Raw genomic sequence first — 16711 nt, 5'->3', positions numbered from 1 at the left:
GAGGGATTGTCGTTGGATGATATTAGAATTATGGGACAGATAGGTTCTCAACTTAATACTACTTTTAAAATTTTTGATAATGCTATTGTTAATCCAGATGCTCTTAAAATTATAGATTATGAAAAAATGCTTGATAGTGATGAAACTGTATCCCAAGGATTAGAATTTTTAACTTTGGGAGTACTTATTAAACTTGGAGAATATGATCATGAAAATCCTGAGATAAAAGATTTTATAAATAATCAATTTGAAAGGATGAAGGGAAGTATTTATCTTGCTTGTGAGGAGATACTTTCTGCAATATGGGCAGGCTTTTCTATTACTGAAATTAATTATGCTATGGAAAGCGGAAAAACTGTATTAGACAGCTTAAGTACATATCATCCCTTTGGTCTTTATTTTAATGTTGATGATAAAGGAAGACTTCTTGATATGGGAGTTAAGCAGTATTTAATTACAGGGTCTCATGTTGATATACCAACAAATAAGTGCATAATTTATACTTATAACTCAAGGTTTGGGAATTTGTATGGTAAAAGTGCATTTAGAAGAGTATATAAAAATTGGCTTCTTAAAGACCCAATTCTTAAGATGATGGCAAGAGCTCTTGATAAGTTTGGAACTCCACTTGTAGTTGCAATGGTACCTGAAGGGCAAATAAATGATCCTGATAAACCAGGTGAAAAGGTTCAGCAGCTTGATTATGTGCTTAGAATTTTGGCAGATTTACAAAGCCAAGAAGCTATTGCAATGACTAATTCTGGAGAAAACAAAGCTGATGTTAAAACACTTACTAATGGGGGGACAGGAGTTGGAGAAGCTTTTATTTCTGCACTTACTTATATAAATAAAATGATTTATAGAGGACTTCTGATTCCGTCACTTATTTCTGATGAAGGTTCATCAGGGTCTTATTCATTAGGAGAAAAACACTTTCAAACATTTGATACGATTCTGGATAGTATTTATCAGGATCTAACAGAGGTTTTGATTGAACAGCTTATACGAAGGCTTATTGAATTTAATTTTGGGCCACAGGACAACTATGGAAAGTTTCCTCAGAAAAAAATATCTGATGATAATAAAGAAACATTAATGAAGATATTTAAGGATGCAGTGGATATCGGAACGCTAGATGCAGAGGATCAGGCTGATCTTGATTATATGAGATCGTCTCTTGATATGCCACCAAAAGAAATAAAGAAAGATACTGCAGCAGATATTGAAGCCATGAACAATGCACTTAATGATTACAAAAGGTATAAAGGTAATATAGGTGATACAAATGAATGAGTTGGATAGTAAATTCAAAAAAGAATTAGACAATGAAGATATACGATTTCTCAAAGAATATGGCAAAAATATAAATAAGCTTATGAAGTTTGCATCAAAGTATAAGCCTTTAAGTGTTGCAGCTATGGAAGATGAATTTAATAAAATTAAAAAAAGCTATGCTAAAACTTTCGCTAGAATATTTGAACAGCATGGCTTTAATTGTTTCAATATGGGAAGGCTTCATGCAAAATATGAAGTTATAGCGGCTGGTAGACCTGTTAAAGATTTTAAAAAGCTTGAGCCACTAAAACTAGCTGAACCACTTCCAGGTGAAATGAGTATAAATTTTTGGCTATATCCTGAAAAAGCTATCGAAGCTATAAAAAGAAGACAACTAGTGCTTTCAGGTAATGTAACAGATGATGTTATTGAAGCTGTTAAAAATATTATGAGAGAAAAGATTAAGGGTGCAGGTGAACTTGAAGTTGAAAAGCAAATAGCAAGTACAATTGAATCTTCAATGGATAGAGCTGAACTTATTAGTATTACAGAAAGTACCTATTATTATAATAAGGGAAGAATTACTTCGTTTTATGATGATGGAGTGGAATATATACAGTTTTCAGCTGTAATGGATGGAAGAACAAGCGAACAATGCAGATCAAGGCATGGACTTATTATGAGAACTGATTCAGCAGAACTTGCAATGAATACTCCTCCACTACATGGAAGATGTAGAAGTATTTTAAAACCTTACTTCGAAAAGCCTTCTGAGAAGCAAATGGATTGGTCTATGGCTGCTCCATTACCACCTGGTTGGAGAGTTGCATAATTAATTTTTAAAAGTAATCGCATAAGAGCCTTTTTAAGGATTTTTTGTATTAACTCGAAGAAATATACCTAATTAAATATATTTTTGCTTAAAAGTGCGTTATGACGCGTTATAACGGTATAAAAATGCTTGTCCATACGCTAAGTAATTTTAAAATCATAATTTGATGAAAAAATTGCTTATTATATAAATTATTATATGGTAAAGGAGGTGAAGGGTAAATGGGACTTTTAAAGATTCCTTTTTTTAGACTTGGGGAATGGAAACATCCAAAGTATGGAACTATAAAAGGTACTCCAAGTAAACTTAAACAGTTTGCAGATAACTTTAAAGGGAATGTGCTTGGTAGACCTCCTTTTATAAGGATTGGTCATGATAAAAGTGCAGCTACTACTTTTGGAGATGCTGAAGCTAAAGCATGGATAAAGGATATAGTTCAGGAAGGAAATGTACTTTATGCTTTATGTGAACCTTGTGATGAAAATGTAGAGAATTTAATAAAATCTAAAAAATACAGATTTGCTTCGGCAGAGTATGATGACAACTATCATGAAAAAACAACAGGAAAAAATGTTGGGACTGTGCTTTCTGCTATAGCCTTAACGAATGAACCTTTTTTAACACACCTTCCTGAAAATGTAGTGTTATCAGATATAAACAATAATGAATTTTATCTTGATTTTGAAGAAAGAGAGGAAAATAAAATGGATGAATTTTTAAAAAAGTTATCAGAGTTTTTTACTGCAATGACTACTAAAATGAAACTTTCAGATGAGCCACATACTGAACCTAATAAGGAGGGAGAACCTCCAAAGAATGAAGATGTAAATGCTAAGTTTTTAGCAGAATTTGAAACTATGAAGCAGAAACTTGCTGATATTGAAAAAACAAACACCAATTTGTTAAGTGACAATGAAGTAATAAAAAAGAATAATGAAGAAAAAGAAGTAGAAATGAAGCTATCAGAGCTTAAGATTAAGGGTATACCTCCAGTTTTATGTGATAAAGCTAAGGAAATACTTCTTGCAATGCCAACTTCAAACACTATAAAACTTGCAGATAACACTGAAAAGAAACTTTCTGATATGGTGTATGAAATGCTTTCAAGTCTTCCAGAAGCTTCAAGAGTTAAGTATGATCAGTTTGGTTCTCAACATTCACAAAAATCTGGTGAAGAAGATGATTATAAAAAACTTGCAGATGAAGATATAAAAGCTCTTGGCGGTAAAATAACTGAAGATGGAAAATATATTCTTTAATTTGAAGGAGGAGAACTAAATGAGCGAAGTTATTTATGTTGACAACGACCCTCGCTATATTGCAAGGGAATGCGTTAAGATTCCACTAACTTTTCAAAATTGTGGTGACATTGAGTGTGGAGCTATTGTAGGAATAAAAAGTGATGGGTATGGAGAAAGAGTAAGAAGAGCTGCTTTAACAGCAGATGCAGCAGCTAGTGCTACACAACTCGTACTTGATAGCATACCAGTAAATAAAGGTGATTCCGTTTATATCATGAAAGTTGATGGTTCAGCCCTTGAAAACCTTGGAGCTGTAACTGATATAAATACCGCTACAAAAACTGTTACAGTAACTACAGGGCTTACTGCTGCACATGCAACAGGGTCTTTTTTATTTGTTAAAGATGGATCTGAAAAGGCTGTTGGAGTTTTAGCAGAACCTATTAGTGATGATGGTAGTGAGATTCAAGCAAATGTCTATATTGAAGGAATTTTTGATACAGATATTGTTACTGGAATTGATAGTTTATCTATAAAAGATTTAAATGCAAGAGTCGTAAATAATATATTGATTGTATAAAGAAAGGATGATGAATTATGCCTATGATGTTTCCTAGTACTAAGGAAATTACACATGTTGTTAGAAATAGAGCTATCGACCCTACAAGATTTATAGGGAGGAGCTTTTGTCCTATAAGAGAGGTTTACTCAGCAGAAATTGAGTTTGATGTTATCGAAGCTTCAGCAGGTATGACTCCTGCTCATAATCTTGGTGCAGATCCAAAACTTACAAAGCTTTCTGGGATGAAAACTAAGAAAGTTGGAACTGGTTATTGGAAAGAAACCAAGAGAGTTGATGAAAAAGAACTTTTATATGCAAGAGCAGCTGGAAGTTACAATGAAAGAGCTGGAAGAATGTTAGTTATTGAAAAATCAATGCAGCTTGATGATAGGCTTGAGACAAGAATTGAATGGCTTACATGGCAGCCACTTGTTAATGGTAAGGTTGAAATTAACGAAAATGGTGTTAAATATACTGCGGCATATGATATACCAAATAAAAATATGCCAGTACCAACGAAAAAGTGGAGTGATCCAACTGCAGATATTCTTCAGGATTTAAATGATTATATTTTACTATTTAGAGGTACAGGAGCAAAAGCAACTAAAGCCTATTTTAATTATAAAGTGGCTGGATACTTAGCAGCTAATGAAGGAATAAAAGAACTTTTAAAAAACACAAATTATTCATCATTTTTATCAGCAACTAATATTTCACAAGCTATGAAACTTTTCTATCCTGAAATTGACTTTGTTATTTATGATGAAGGGTATGTAGATGTGAAAGGAGAATTTAACTCATTTATACCTGACAAGAAATTCTTACTTGTAGGGCAAGGACAATCAGGCGAAGATATGATGGATTTTGGTACTACAATAAGCCTTCACAATGGTGGACTTGACAAACCACAACCAGGAAAGTTTTCTATTGTTGATGATAAGTCAGAACAATCAAAGAATCCTTTTGTAGATATTACAGTTGGTATATATGGACTTCCAAGACTTTATCATCCTAACTGGGTAGTATCTGCAAATGTTGGCTAAGGGTGATGAATATGTATATTACGGAGGATGATGTAAGAAGTCTTTGTAATAAAATTGGGACAAACCAAATAAGCCCAGAAGAAGTTCAAAAGTTTATTGTTAAGGCAGAGGCAAGAATTGATGCAGTGCTAGCTACAAGATATATCTTGCCGCTGCCATCCCCTACTCCACCGCTTATTATAAGCGTTGCTTCTGACTTTGCAGCTTCTTTTATTATTGATAAATATTATGCAGACTTAGCAAGAAGCAAAGAACAAACGCCCCTTGCTGATGTGTATTTTAAAAGAGCTGAGTCAGATCTTAAAAACATTGTCATGAATGGCTTACTTGATAGATATCAAGGAGTTATTACAATTAACAGACCTGAAAACATTCAAACACCGTGCATGAAAAAAACAAGAAAAAGAAGTGACATGGAGGAGGCTCTCACAAAATGGTAAAACAAATTGAAGTTAAGATTGAAACTAAAGGGCTAAATCCAGTAATTAATGTGCTAAGTAATATGGCTTCAAGGGGGCAAAACTTAAGACCTGTTTTTAGACAAATAGGTCAGATAATGGTTGGCGGTGTAACTGAAAACTTTGAGGTGGAAGGTAGGCCAGACAAATGGCAGCAAAGAAAAGATTTTACAAATGAAGCCTACGGTAATAGAGCCTATGATAATTTCACAAGTACAAAAAGAGGAAAGCAGCTTATGTATAACTCGTTATTTGGAGAAAATAAACGAAGTTCCAAGGCTCTAGGGAAAAATAAAACTTCTATATTTGATAACGCTTCATCAAATAAAATTCTTCAAAATTCGGGTAGATTAAAACAGAGTATCACTTTTGTAGCAAATAATGATTCTGTTGCAGTAGGTTCTAGCCTTATTTATGCTAGGATTCATCAATTCGGTGGAGTAATAAAGCCTAAGAATGGTGGTTGCTTATGTATACCAGTTGGTGGTGGTAAAGTGATAAAAGTAAAAAGTGTTACTATGCCAGCAAGACCTTATCTTGTAATCACGGATAAAGAAAATAGGCAGATTGTCTCCGCTGTAAAAGATTATTATAAGGAGAGTTTAGAGAATGGTAGTAAGTGATGTTCTTGATAAAATAATTGATACTTTTAAATCAGATACAAGATTAAGCGAAGTGTGCAATTATAGAAAAATAAATGGTATTCTACCGGATATTGGAACAAATATAAGTGTTGGCTGCCAAAAGGTGAAATATGAAGTTTATGATAATAAAACTGATGAGGCGGAGGCATTTATAGTAATTTATGTCTATACTCAGGAAGCAGATCCTGAAGAAGGCGAAAAGAAAATAAGGGAACTATCAGACCTTATGAGAAATATACTCAATAAGGATGTCACTCTTTCAGGTGCGATTTCTTCAGGAGAAATCAAAGAAGTTGAGTTTATTTATGCTGATAGTTCTGATACTTTAATTTGGCATGCTGCTATGATAGAATATCGAGTTACATTCTATTCTGAAAGAGAAGAGAATGCAGATGATATAAACTTTAATTGTGATGAAATTGAAATAGATTTAGAAGGGATGTGATTTTATTGTCAGTTGATTATATTGAACCACGTATTGAGGTAATCGAAGATGAGAGTACCCCATCAGTAACGCTTGTAACTTCTGATGTTATTGGTGTGGTTGGTACTTTTGAAAAAGGCCCATTAAATGAAAAGAAAACTATAACTTCACTTGATAGTCTTGTAAAAACATTTGGTAATGATAAAGCAGGACTAACTGGCTGTAAATCAATATTACCAGCTATGGCTCAAGGTGCTAAGAATTTTGTAGTTATAAGAATTGGAGGCTCTACTGTTAAGGCTGCATCAATTACTTTAAAAGATAGCAGCGACAAAGATTCTATTATAGTTACAGCAGCAAATGAAGGAACCTGGGGAAATGATATTCTTGTTGCAGTTGCAAATGGAACTGCAAATAATACATTTAAACTTATTGTAATATACGGAGGAAAGACAGAAACCTTTGATAATCTTACTTTAAGTAATATAGGAACTGTAAGTTCAGATTACGTAATTATTTCATTAGTTTCAGGAGCTGCTGCGATTCCTAAAAATATTTCAGCAGTACCTTTAACATCTGGAAATGATGGTGCCAGCACTACCGATGCAGATTATATTGGTTCAATTGTAAACGGAAAAAGAACAGGTCTCAAATTAATGGAGACAGTAAATGCAAACATAATTTTATGTGCTCAACAATCTTCAGATATTATAAGAAATGCTTTAGTTACGCACTGCATGAATGCAATAGTTAGAGATGGATTAAGAATATCCGTATTAAACCCAACTAAAGGACTTGATGTAGATAAAGTTTGTGAGCTTACAGCTAATTTGGATACAGCAAGAGGGATTTTAACTTACCCTTGGAATGAATTTACGGATATACCTGGACAATTCATTGCACCAGATGGTTTTTATGCTGGAGTCCTTGCAACTGGAGGAGCTCATGAATCACCATCAAATAAAGTTGTAAATGGGATAGTATCTCAAGAAATAGAATTAAGTGGCGGTGATGTGAAGACCTTAACAAAAGCTAGAATATCTCCAATTCTTCCGGATTCAGGTTTTAGAATTATGAATGGTGTTACTCTTTCTTCTGATTCAAGTTCAAATCAAACAAACATAAGGCGAGAATTTGATGAAATTGAAATGGAGATATATCAATCTACAAGGTGGGTTAAGTCTAAAAATATAACTAAAAAAATAATGCAGGCAGTTGCAGAACAAATTGATGCAGCTCTTCAAATAAGAAAAGATGATGAGAAAATCTATGACTTTAAGGCAACTGTTTGTGATGATACTATAAATACTCCAGAAACAATGGCTGCTAGAATGCTTAAAACTAAAATTAAGGTTAGACCAGTATTTGCAGCTGATTATGTAGATCATCATATTGAAAGATATTTAGGTGATTAGAGGTGAAAATATATGTTTGTAGTTAAAGATAATTGTCCAAACTGTGGTGCATGCAAGAACGTATGCCCTACCAATGCTATTAAATTTGATAAAAAAGCAGTAATAAATAAGGATGAATGTATCCAATGCGGAGTTTGTGCTAAGGCTTGCCCTATTGGAATTATTATCAATGAACAAGATACAACAGAAAAGGTAGAAAATAAACAGCATAAAAAGGAGGAATAGTTAATGGCGGATAGACCTATTCAAGGATTTAATGTTTCAACACTTGTAACTGGTTCATCGGGGCCAGAACTTGCTGGAGAATTTCAAGAATTGGAATTCTCTATTAAAAATGGTACTGAAGAATATTTGGAGCTTGGTGAAAGAATTGCAGCTATACTTGATGGAGAAATAAAAATTGAAGGAAAGCTTAAACGAGGAATGATAAACCTTGGTATTGTAAAATCTTGCTTTGGTACGGCTACATTAAAACGTGGTGGAAGCATTCCAGCAAGTCCAAGATTTACGATTACAGCCAATATAAACGCTCCTAATCTAGGACTTGTTGGTAAGTATAAATTATTAAATGTTGTTATTCCAGAACTTTCAGTCAGTATGTCAAAAGGTAAAGATGTTGTAAAAAATGATTTTAGTTTTAAAGCGGAAGGATTAGAGGAGGTTTAATATTATGGAAAATCAAATTTATGGGCCATTAGAATTGCCATCAGGAAAGAAAATTAAATTTAGAGCACCAATCGGAAGTGACAGGATGAATATTATCCAAATGATGAAAATAGATGAGGAGTCTATTGTGTCAAGTGCACTTATAATTGACAGTTATGTAAAAGCTAAATGCATAACAGAAATTGATGGAAACTCTACTGATGGAAATTATAAAGAGTTATTTAATAATTGGCTTGATACTGATGTTAATTTTTATACACTTATTTGTAATAAACTCTTTGGAAATAGTAAGGAGATGGAAAAGAAAGCAGATGATGCAGTAGCTTTTTTGCTAAACAATGTGACTTGCTCAGATGGGTGCAATGTGCAGAATTTACAGGCATCGCTTACAGCGAATGGCTAAAAATGACTGACTTAGAAAGGAATGCAGTATTTTATTCGGTTCAATGGTGGGTAGATAAGAAAAATGAAGGAGCTGACTCTTAACGTACAGCTCCTTTGCTTATTCCTTTTTATGAGAATTATTACGTAATAAGTATCCAAGTATAAAGAATTTACCAAAGTTATTATGATAAACTTGAGGATTATTCATTGTGCTTAACACTGAAATTGTGATCAATATAAATGATATAACCCTACATAAGGTTATGTTTATTCCTGATAATGAACCTACAATCCACCCTAAACCATAACTTATACCAAAAGTTATAGCGATGAAGGATAATACAATAAGAAGTTTGAGAAGACCAAGCAATATTTTAAAGAATAATTCTAAATATTTCATTAATATCACCTCAATGTCATTATACACCAATTTTAAAGAAATTAATTCAAAGGAGGTGAAATATTTTTATGGAAAGTTCTCTTTCAGTTGCACTGATTTTATCTGCTGTTAATAATATGGGGCCTGCATTAACTTCGGCTGTTAGTCAAGTTAGAGAGGTTCAGGAAAGTTTTAATAGATTAGGGAATACTTCTCCTACAGGAAAATGGGACGATAAGTTTTTTAATACTCAATTGGAAAATATGAAAAAATTGAAAACTGAAAGTGAGAAGTTAAAAAGTGATGGTAAAAATCAGATAATTACAGGAACTGTTGAACTGGGTGCAGTAAAGGAAGCTGTAGATAGTGCTGCTAAATTTGAAAAAGTAATGAAACAAGTAGAACTTGCAAACTATGATGCGAATGTGCCACTAGAGTTACAAGCAGAGCAAATGAAAAATCTATCAGATTTAGCATTAAAGCTTGGTGCTGATACAGTTTTTTCAAATACAGATGCAGCTAAGGCTGAATTAACATTGATAAAAAATGGTATGGATTATAAAGATGTTCTTGAAGGTGGTGCTAAGGCAGCTGTATATCTTGCACAGACAGCAGAAATATCTTGTGATAGTGCTGGTGATGCAATTTCACAGGTAACAAATATGTTTCAGTTGCAAGGTAGTCAATTGATGCAAACAGCAGATGATATTAATAGAGCTGCTAATGCATCAAGTGCTGGAGTTCAAAATATTATGCATGATATGCAACAAACAGGACAAACTGCCCATATGCTAGGACTAAACGTAAAAGATACGACTTTGCTTTTAGGTACATTGCACAATATGGGGCTTGGTGATGCTTCAGGTACTTTTTTAAATGATTTACTTTTGAGACTTGATGCAGTATCTCCAGAAGCAGAAAAAGCTTTGAATAGTTTAGGTCTATTAGAAGGTGCTACAGTAACAAAAACAAAAACAGGAAAAACTAAAATTGTTGGTGGAGAAAGTAGTATGTTTGATGAAACTGGACATTTAAGAAGTGCCCAGGATCTTGTAACAAAGATAAGACAGACTTTATATAATGCACATATTGATCCTAAACAAATGTTTGATGCAAATGGAAATATGCTATCAGATGAAGAATTGCAAAAGCAGTTTGGAGGAAAAAAGGCAAATGAAGTAATTAGCAATATGAAGAAAGCCTTTGGTATACAAGGTATGAGAGCGGCTGTTGGATTAACGGTATCAGGAAAAGGATCATTTGAAGATATGACAGAAAAGGCAAATAAGGCTAAAGCTATCGAATCACAGGTTCAGGAAATGCAGCAAACTTTTTCAGGTATTGCAGAATCTATAAAAGGAAGTTTAGAAACACTACTTACTTCAGCAAGTACACCTTTAATGAACTCATTAAAAGGTATTGGCAATAATATTATAGATGTCATAAATAAACTTACTGCATGGACTGCTGCAAATCCAAAGGTTGCTACAGCCATATTACAGATTGTCGGTTATCTTGCAATGTTTAATCTTGGTATGGGAGCCACAAAACTTTTATTTGGTAACTTACTTGGAGTTTTTGCAAATGGAGGTACAGCAATTTTAAAGACGGCGAGATATTTTAAAGGCTTTGGGGAATCTTTTTCTTTCTTGACCAAGGCAATGGGAGGTGGAAAGATATCATCATTCTTTAGAGCTTTTACTTTTGGAACTAAGTTAGATGGAGTGACAAAAGGAATTATGTCTTTAGGAAGTAAGGTTGGAAGTGTATTTAAAACTATGGGTTCAGCCTCGCTAAATGTAGTCAAAAATATTGCTAGAATTGGTGTGGAATTTGCACAAGCTGGAATAAAGGCTACGGTTTCAGGTGCTAAAATGGCAGCTGTATGGGTAAAAGCTGGAGGTGCAAATGCATTAAAAGTGATTAAAGTTGTTGGGAACGTTGGTTTAGAATTCTTAAAAACTGGTGTAAAAGCAGGAATTTCAGGAGTGCAGATGGCAGGAGTTTGGTTAAAGGCAGCAGGATCTGCAGCACTTAATGCTATAAAAACTATTTTATCTGTAGGAGTTCAGTTTTTAGCTACAGGAGCTAAGGCTTTAATTGCTGGTGGTCAAATGGCATTAGCTTGGATTATTGGATTAGGGCCTATTGGAATACTAATAGCAGCTGTTACAGCAATTGTAGTTGCAGCTGTAGTAGCATGGAACACAAATTTTTTAGGATTTAGAGATAAAGCTCAGGAGATATTTTCAGTTGTTGGCTCTTTTATAGGTGGAGTAGTAGATGGAATTAAAAACACATGGAATTCAGCTATAAGCTGGATAAGCAATGAACTTAACACATTATGGGGATATGTACAAAAACTTTTAGATAATCCTATAGTAAAAGGAATAATAGGTGGAGCTAAATGGCTTGGTGGAAAAATTGAAGGATTGATAACTGGTGGAAATAGTGAAGATACTATTAATAATTCTAATAGCAGTAGTTATAGTGATAATAGGAATATAACCTATAACATAAATAGTACAGACCCAAGACTTGCAGCTTCAGAAGTATCTAGTAGCGATGATAAGTATACAAGGTCAAGAGATCCAAGGTTCAGTTAGGAGTGATAATCTATGAAAGTTATGCTTGGTAAATTTACTTTTGCATTAGGCCCTGAAAAGCAGATTGATTTTACAGGGCCTAGAGTTATGGCAAAACTTGATGTCCCTGGTGCACCACCTATTTATCAGGATATGGGTGAGGATGAACATACATATGCATGGAGTGGTGTATTGCGAGGAAATTCAGCTGAAAGGGACTGTAAAGCACTTTTGAAATTAAAAGAATCAGCTTCTGATTTGAAGCTGATTGCTGGAATGATTAATAAGACAACTAGAATAAGAGAATTCAATTATAGTTATATAAGAAAAAATTATATAAGGTATTCAATTACTCTTATTGAAATTCAAAATGAGCCAGCACCTTTTGTAGCAAGTGTTGTAACGAATGTTATAGAAAGTGTTGTACAAGTGGTAGCAGCAGCTGTTGCTAATCCTATAGTTCCACCAGAACCTGATTATTACACCTATACTATGAAATCAGGAGATACACTGTGGGGGTTGGCAGTACAATATTACGGTGATGGTAATTCATGGCCAAAGATTGCAGATGCTAGTGGTATTTCAAATCCACGCACAATTCCAGATGGATATGAAGTAAAAATTCCGAAAGGGTGATATTTTTGGAGCCAAGAGCAATTATTGAAGTTGATGGTGCAGATATAAAATGGAATGATTTTTTAAGTTTATCTGTTGAAAATACTGTATATTTAGCAGCAGATAGCTTTGAATGTACTCTTAATAATAGCTTAATGCTTTCTGATTGGCTTAGAAAAAATCAGGAGGTTAGAATATACTTAGGTTATGTAAAAAATATACATGAATGGGATAAGAGCCAGCTTAATCATATATTTACAGGGAAGATAGATGGTGTTAAACCTAACTTCGATTCGTCAAAAACTGTGAGAATAATTGGAAGAGATTATTCTGAAACCATGATTGATACAGAATATAGTGTTTCTTACAATGATGCAAGCAGTAGTGATATTGCAAACCTGTTAGCACAAAAATATGGGTTGAAACCTATAGTTACAGCCACAGACAATAAAGTTGATAGAGATATGTGGATTAATAAAAAAGAATGGGAAGTTCTTCAGGGGCTGGCTGATGAGGAAGGATTTGTTTGTTATGTTACAAAAGATAAAGAGTTATATTTTGGTGAAAGAAATGCTAATGAGAGTGCTATAGACACCTTTGTTTATACACAAGGTTTAAAATCAAATTGTAAAATAGAATTTGATGATTCATCTATTGATGTAATAAATAAAGTAACTGTTAGACATTGGATTCATAAAAGAAAACAGCTTATTGAAGCATCAAGTCAAAATGATTTTTTAATAAGTCAAATGGGGCAAACAAAGGAAAGAATAGAGTATGTTGCAAAGGCTACAACTGATGGAATAGCTAAAGGATATGCAGATAAATTGCTTAAAGAATATTCAAGACAGGTTGTTACAGGGAATGGAACTAGGTATCCTGGAAATCCAAACTTGTATGCTGAAGGTATCGTAAATACTGTTAATTGTGGTAGATTCAGTGGATCATACTATTTGAATAAGGTTGTGCATCAGCTTAGTAAAAATGAAGGCTATATCAATACTTTTGATATTACAAATGTTAGACCAGATGATGCTCAACAATATAGAAGTGATATCTATGAAAACAACGGTAAGAAGTACTAAAGGGGTGAGGTCTTATGAAAAATGAAAACTTTCCACAGTTCGGTATTATTACTAGTCTTTCAACTTCTGACAGAACTGCAAAGGTATATTTGCCCTTATTTAAAATTGAAACTGGATATATAAAGATAGCAAGAAATATTCCTATATGTGATGAGACTGATCAATACGACATAAATATAGAAAGTGACTCATTAGGAAATATAAATGGTGCTGCAGATCTATCTCATAAACAAGGTATAAGTGTAAAAAGTCAAGTGGTTGTTACTTTTATTAATGGTGACACCTCAAATGGTGTTGTAACTTCATGGATTGAGGAGTAAGTATTATGAGTATAGATTTATTATTTGCTAAAGATTTAAAATTAAATTATTCAGGTGATATTGTTTTAGTCACTCAAGTTGAATCAAAAAGGCAGTCTATAGTATTGAGGCTTAAAACTAGGAAGGGCTCAAATATGTTTCATCCTGACTATGGGAATGATTTATATTCGATGATATCTGATAATATAACAGAATTATGGCTTAAAAAAGCAATGTCTTATGTAAAAGAATGTATTGAACAAGATGATACCGTTATTGTAAAGAGTATCGATTCTTCATTTGAAAATGAAAAAAGAACTGTGAATTTTTATATAAAGTATTATCTTTCTGAATATGGAATTGAAGATTCTTTAGATTGGGGTGAGGAAATTGGTTAGAACTTTGGATGAAATTATTCTTGAAATGCTTAATGAATTGAGAACTAAAGGAATTGATATAACTGATTTTAATTCAAGCCCTGTAATTTATTCTATTGTTGAGACGGCAGCACATCAAGTTCAAATTGCTGAATACAGAGCTGCAGATATAGTTAGACAATATTTTATTGAAGATTCTGTAGACAAAGAGCTTGATAAAAGATTAAAAGAAAGAGGACTTCCTGAAAGATATGAAGGAAGCAAAGCAGTAGGTAGCATTATTCTTGGTAAAAATAGTGCATATATTCTTAATGCTGTTGTTTTTAAAGACACTGTATTTAAAACATTAGATGGTACTATTCAGTTAGTAGTTACCAAGGATACAGATATTACTGCTGGAAGTACAAGCATCAAGGTGCCAGTAAAATGTAATAGCATAGGAAAAAACGGGAATCTAGTACCTTTCACAGGACTTACCTATTCAGGTGTAGCAATTAGTGAAGTTGAGTGGATTAAAGTTGATGAATTAGGCTTATTTGGAGGCAACGAAAGAGAAAGTGATGATGAAGTAAAAGCGAGACTGCTATATGATATTCAAAATCCAGCAGGTAGTGGAAATAAAAATCATTACATTAAGTGGGCAAAGGAAGTTTCAGGAGTTGGAAAAGTATTATGCATTCCTGAATGGAAAGGCATTGGTACTGGAACGGTAAAAGTAGTTGTAACCGATACTAATACAGATCCTGCTTCTGATGAACTAATAGCAAAGGCTCAAAAGTATATTGATCCAGTGCATAGAATGGGTGAAGGAATGGCTCCAGTTGGTGCAGAAGTAACAGTGACTACGGTAGATATGTATAAGACCAATTTATCTTATGCACTTACAATTAGAACTGGCTATATAAAAGATGAAGTAAAAGCTAATATAAGAAAAAACATTAATGAGTATTACAAAACATTGACACTTGAAGATTTAAAGACAGGATATGTCGATATAAGATATAACTATATAGGCAATATAATATTTAGTACTGATGGTGTTGATGATTACTCAAATTTGTTTATTAATGGTCAAAATAAAAATGTCGCAGTACCAGTTACTTCATTAGCGATTGTAGGTGATATGGTTGAATAATTCAATGCTTGATTTTTTACCAAATTACTTAAAGAATACTACGAATTTTAAGGCTTTAGTAGGTCTAGGAGAATCCCAGTTTAATAAGATTGATACATTTTATGATGATTGTATAAATCAGCTTTATGTAGATACTGCTACATGGATGCTCGATTATTGGGATAAGCAGGCAGGAATAAAAACAAGTTTATATCCTATTGAGGAAAGAAGAAAAAGGATTAATGCAAAATTAGCTTCGTTAAAACCATTATCTTCACCACTTAAGGCTATAATCTATGATGCTGAAATAGAGTTTAAAAGTAGCTATCTTTTTCAAGTAATACTAAAATCTAGTGAGGAATTTGGAAACATAGTTAATTTTATATTTGATCAGATAGATTTAAGAAAACCAGCACATTTAAGTTATGAACTTGTATTGGACTATTTTACTATATTGAGTATTAGGGTACTTTTTAATCGTTATTTTAGTGAAATACTTACACCTTGTGGCACAATTGATGTTTCAGGAAATAAAATTGTAACTACTTTAGGTAGATCTTATGATGAGATACTCAAAGAAATACTTAAAACATATAATTCGAGCAAACTAATTGTTGCTTCAGAGAGTACTTTTTCTATTGGTATGGGAAAAAGCTATATAGAGAAGATATATGATAAGTTAAACAGCTATTTTTCAGAGCTGTTTTTTAATTGCTCTGAAAATACTTTCATTACAGGTTACGGAAAAAGTTTCATTGAAGAGATTCAAATTAAGGGGAATTCTTATTTTTCAAGCAAACTTTATACGTATGATCAAACTATCGGAAAGAGTTATCAAGAAACAGTTAAGGACAGTGTTACTAATAACTATTCAACATTAAAATGTTGTAGTGAAAATTTAATAAATACAGCGTTATATGATCAGAATGAAGAATTAATAAGTGCCTCAGGAAGTTTATATTTAACTAAATTACCTGTAACCAGTGAAGAAATATATTGTAAAGGAGATGGTTTAAGTTGATTACAACTGATGGAATTAATCTGCTGTATAGATTAATAAAGAGTAATCTTTTGAAAGCTCAGATAGCTTTAGCAGCTGGAACTACTATTGATGTTCCTATAGATAGAACCGAGCTTTCAGGAAACTCAATAAAAATTTATGCATATGTGGATGAAGATGCAATTGGACAAATAACTAAGTATAGACTTATTTCAGTTGATGGAAAAAACTTTTTAGAGAGAAGTGAAAATCTTTCTAAGGATGATAGAGGTCTTTTAGTTTTATTTGAAATTCAACTACAGGAGGTGTGATA

Annotated in this window: 21 protein-coding genes; 20 read left to right on the top strand and 1 reads right to left on the bottom strand. The window is 33.1% G+C overall.

The window, feature by feature from the left end:
• Window positions 1-12: 12 nt before the first annotated feature.
• From D2A34_RS14300 to D2A34_RS14245, 12 genes are all read left to right on the top strand, one after another.
• Window positions 13-1293, top strand: coding sequence for a phage portal protein family protein (locus D2A34_RS14300; RefSeq protein ID WP_119367083.1), 1281 nt, complete (start codon window positions 13-15; stop codon window positions 1291-1293).
• Entirely contained in the window at window positions 1286-2107 is an 822-nt protein-coding gene (locus tag D2A34_RS14295; RefSeq protein WP_119367082.1) for a minor capsid protein, read from the top strand. The genes D2A34_RS14300 and D2A34_RS14295 overlap by 8 nt, the downstream gene beginning before the upstream one ends.
• A gap of 221 nt (window positions 2108-2328) precedes the next feature.
• Window positions 2329-3366, top strand: coding sequence for a hypothetical protein (locus tag D2A34_RS14290; RefSeq protein WP_182629388.1), 1038 nt, complete (start codon window positions 2329-2331; stop codon window positions 3364-3366).
• Window positions 3367-3385: 19 nt separating this feature from the next.
• Window positions 3386-3928: a hypothetical protein gene (locus D2A34_RS14285; RefSeq protein ID WP_119367081.1), complete on the top strand. Its 543-nt coding sequence runs from the start codon at window positions 3386-3388 to the stop codon at window positions 3926-3928.
• Window positions 3929-3945: 17 nt separating this feature from the next.
• Window positions 3946-4953 (top strand): major capsid protein, encoded by a 1008-nt coding sequence (locus D2A34_RS14280; protein WP_119367080.1) that lies wholly within the window; start codon window positions 3946-3948, stop codon window positions 4951-4953.
• Between the two features lie 11 nt (window positions 4954-4964).
• Complete coding sequence (locus D2A34_RS14275) at window positions 4965-5393, top strand: phage protein Gp36 family protein (protein ID WP_182629387.1); 429 nt, start codon at window positions 4965-4967, stop codon at window positions 5391-5393.
• Window positions 5387-6034 (top strand): phage virion morphogenesis protein, encoded by a 648-nt coding sequence (locus D2A34_RS14270; RefSeq protein ID WP_119367078.1) that lies wholly within the window; start codon window positions 5387-5389, stop codon window positions 6032-6034. The genes D2A34_RS14275 and D2A34_RS14270 overlap by 7 nt, the downstream gene beginning before the upstream one ends.
• Window positions 6021-6500: a histidine kinase gene (locus D2A34_RS14265; protein WP_119367077.1), complete on the top strand. Its 480-nt coding sequence runs from the start codon at window positions 6021-6023 to the stop codon at window positions 6498-6500. Before D2A34_RS14270 ends, D2A34_RS14265 begins: the two co-directional genes overlap by 14 nt.
• Window positions 6501-6505: 5 nt before the next feature.
• The gene (locus tag D2A34_RS14260; protein WP_119367076.1) at window positions 6506-7894 is read left to right on the top strand and encodes a phage tail sheath C-terminal domain-containing protein; all 1389 of its coding nucleotides are present in this window, start codon (window positions 6506-6508) and stop codon (window positions 7892-7894) included.
• A 12-nt stretch (window positions 7895-7906) separates the two neighbouring features.
• Window positions 7907-8119, top strand: coding sequence for a DUF362 domain-containing protein (locus D2A34_RS14255; RefSeq protein WP_119367075.1), 213 nt, complete (start codon window positions 7907-7909; stop codon window positions 8117-8119).
• Between the two features lie 3 nt (window positions 8120-8122).
• A complete protein-coding gene (locus tag D2A34_RS14250; RefSeq protein WP_119367074.1) occupies window positions 8123-8560 on the top strand; it encodes a hypothetical protein in 438 nt (145 codons plus the stop codon).
• A 4-nt stretch (window positions 8561-8564) separates the two neighbouring features.
• Entirely contained in the window at window positions 8565-8963 is a 399-nt protein-coding gene (locus D2A34_RS14245; RefSeq protein WP_182629386.1) for a hypothetical protein, read from the top strand.
• Between the two features lie 99 nt (window positions 8964-9062).
• Here D2A34_RS14245 and D2A34_RS14240 read toward each other — a convergent pair whose 3' ends face one another.
• Complete coding sequence (locus D2A34_RS14240) at window positions 9063-9344, bottom strand: hypothetical protein (protein ID WP_119367073.1); 282 nt, start codon at window positions 9342-9344, stop codon at window positions 9063-9065.
• Between the two features lie 68 nt (window positions 9345-9412).
• Here D2A34_RS14240 and D2A34_RS14235 point away from each other — a divergent pair, with 68 nt between their 5' ends.
• The 8 genes from D2A34_RS14235 to D2A34_RS14200 are packed head-to-tail and all read left to right on the top strand — an operon-like array spanning window position 9413 to window position 16709.
• Window positions 9413-11929: a phage tail tape measure protein gene (locus D2A34_RS14235; protein WP_119367072.1), complete on the top strand. Its 2517-nt coding sequence runs from the start codon at window positions 9413-9415 to the stop codon at window positions 11927-11929.
• A 12-nt stretch (window positions 11930-11941) separates the two neighbouring features.
• Window positions 11942-12544, top strand: coding sequence for a LysM peptidoglycan-binding domain-containing protein (locus D2A34_RS14230; RefSeq protein ID WP_207669022.1), 603 nt, complete (start codon window positions 11942-11944; stop codon window positions 12542-12544).
• Window positions 12545-12549: 5 nt separating this feature from the next.
• Window positions 12550-13608: a phage late control D family protein gene (locus D2A34_RS14225; protein WP_182629385.1), complete on the top strand. Its 1059-nt coding sequence runs from the start codon at window positions 12550-12552 to the stop codon at window positions 13606-13608.
• Window positions 13609-13622: 14 nt separating this feature from the next.
• Window positions 13623-13928 (top strand): hypothetical protein, encoded by a 306-nt coding sequence (locus tag D2A34_RS14220; RefSeq protein ID WP_119367070.1) that lies wholly within the window; start codon window positions 13623-13625, stop codon window positions 13926-13928.
• Between the two features lie 5 nt (window positions 13929-13933).
• Window positions 13934-14305: a GPW/gp25 family protein gene (locus D2A34_RS14215; protein ID WP_119367069.1), complete on the top strand. Its 372-nt coding sequence runs from the start codon at window positions 13934-13936 to the stop codon at window positions 14303-14305.
• Window positions 14298-15419 carry a baseplate J/gp47 family protein gene (locus tag D2A34_RS14210; protein ID WP_119367068.1) on the top strand — a complete coding sequence of 374 codons (1122 nt, stop codon included), beginning with the start codon at window positions 14298-14300 and terminating at the stop codon, window positions 15417-15419. Before D2A34_RS14215 ends, D2A34_RS14210 begins: the two co-directional genes overlap by 8 nt.
• A gap of 4 nt (window positions 15420-15423) precedes the next feature.
• The gene (locus D2A34_RS14205; protein WP_147357745.1) at window positions 15424-16419 is read left to right on the top strand and encodes a putative phage tail protein; all 996 of its coding nucleotides are present in this window, start codon (window positions 15424-15426) and stop codon (window positions 16417-16419) included.
• Entirely contained in the window at window positions 16416-16709 is a 294-nt protein-coding gene (locus tag D2A34_RS14200) for a hypothetical protein (protein ID WP_119367066.1), read from the top strand. Before D2A34_RS14205 ends, D2A34_RS14200 begins: the two co-directional genes overlap by 4 nt.
• Window positions 16710-16711 lie beyond the last annotated feature (2 nt).

Source organism: Clostridium chromiireducens (assembly GCF_003575225.1).
Classification (GTDB): Bacteria; Bacillota; Clostridia; order Clostridiales; family Clostridiaceae; genus Clostridium; species Clostridium chromiireducens.
The sequence above is the reverse complement of the archived record's forward strand: the minus strand, read 5'-3'. Positions and strand labels throughout refer to the sequence as shown.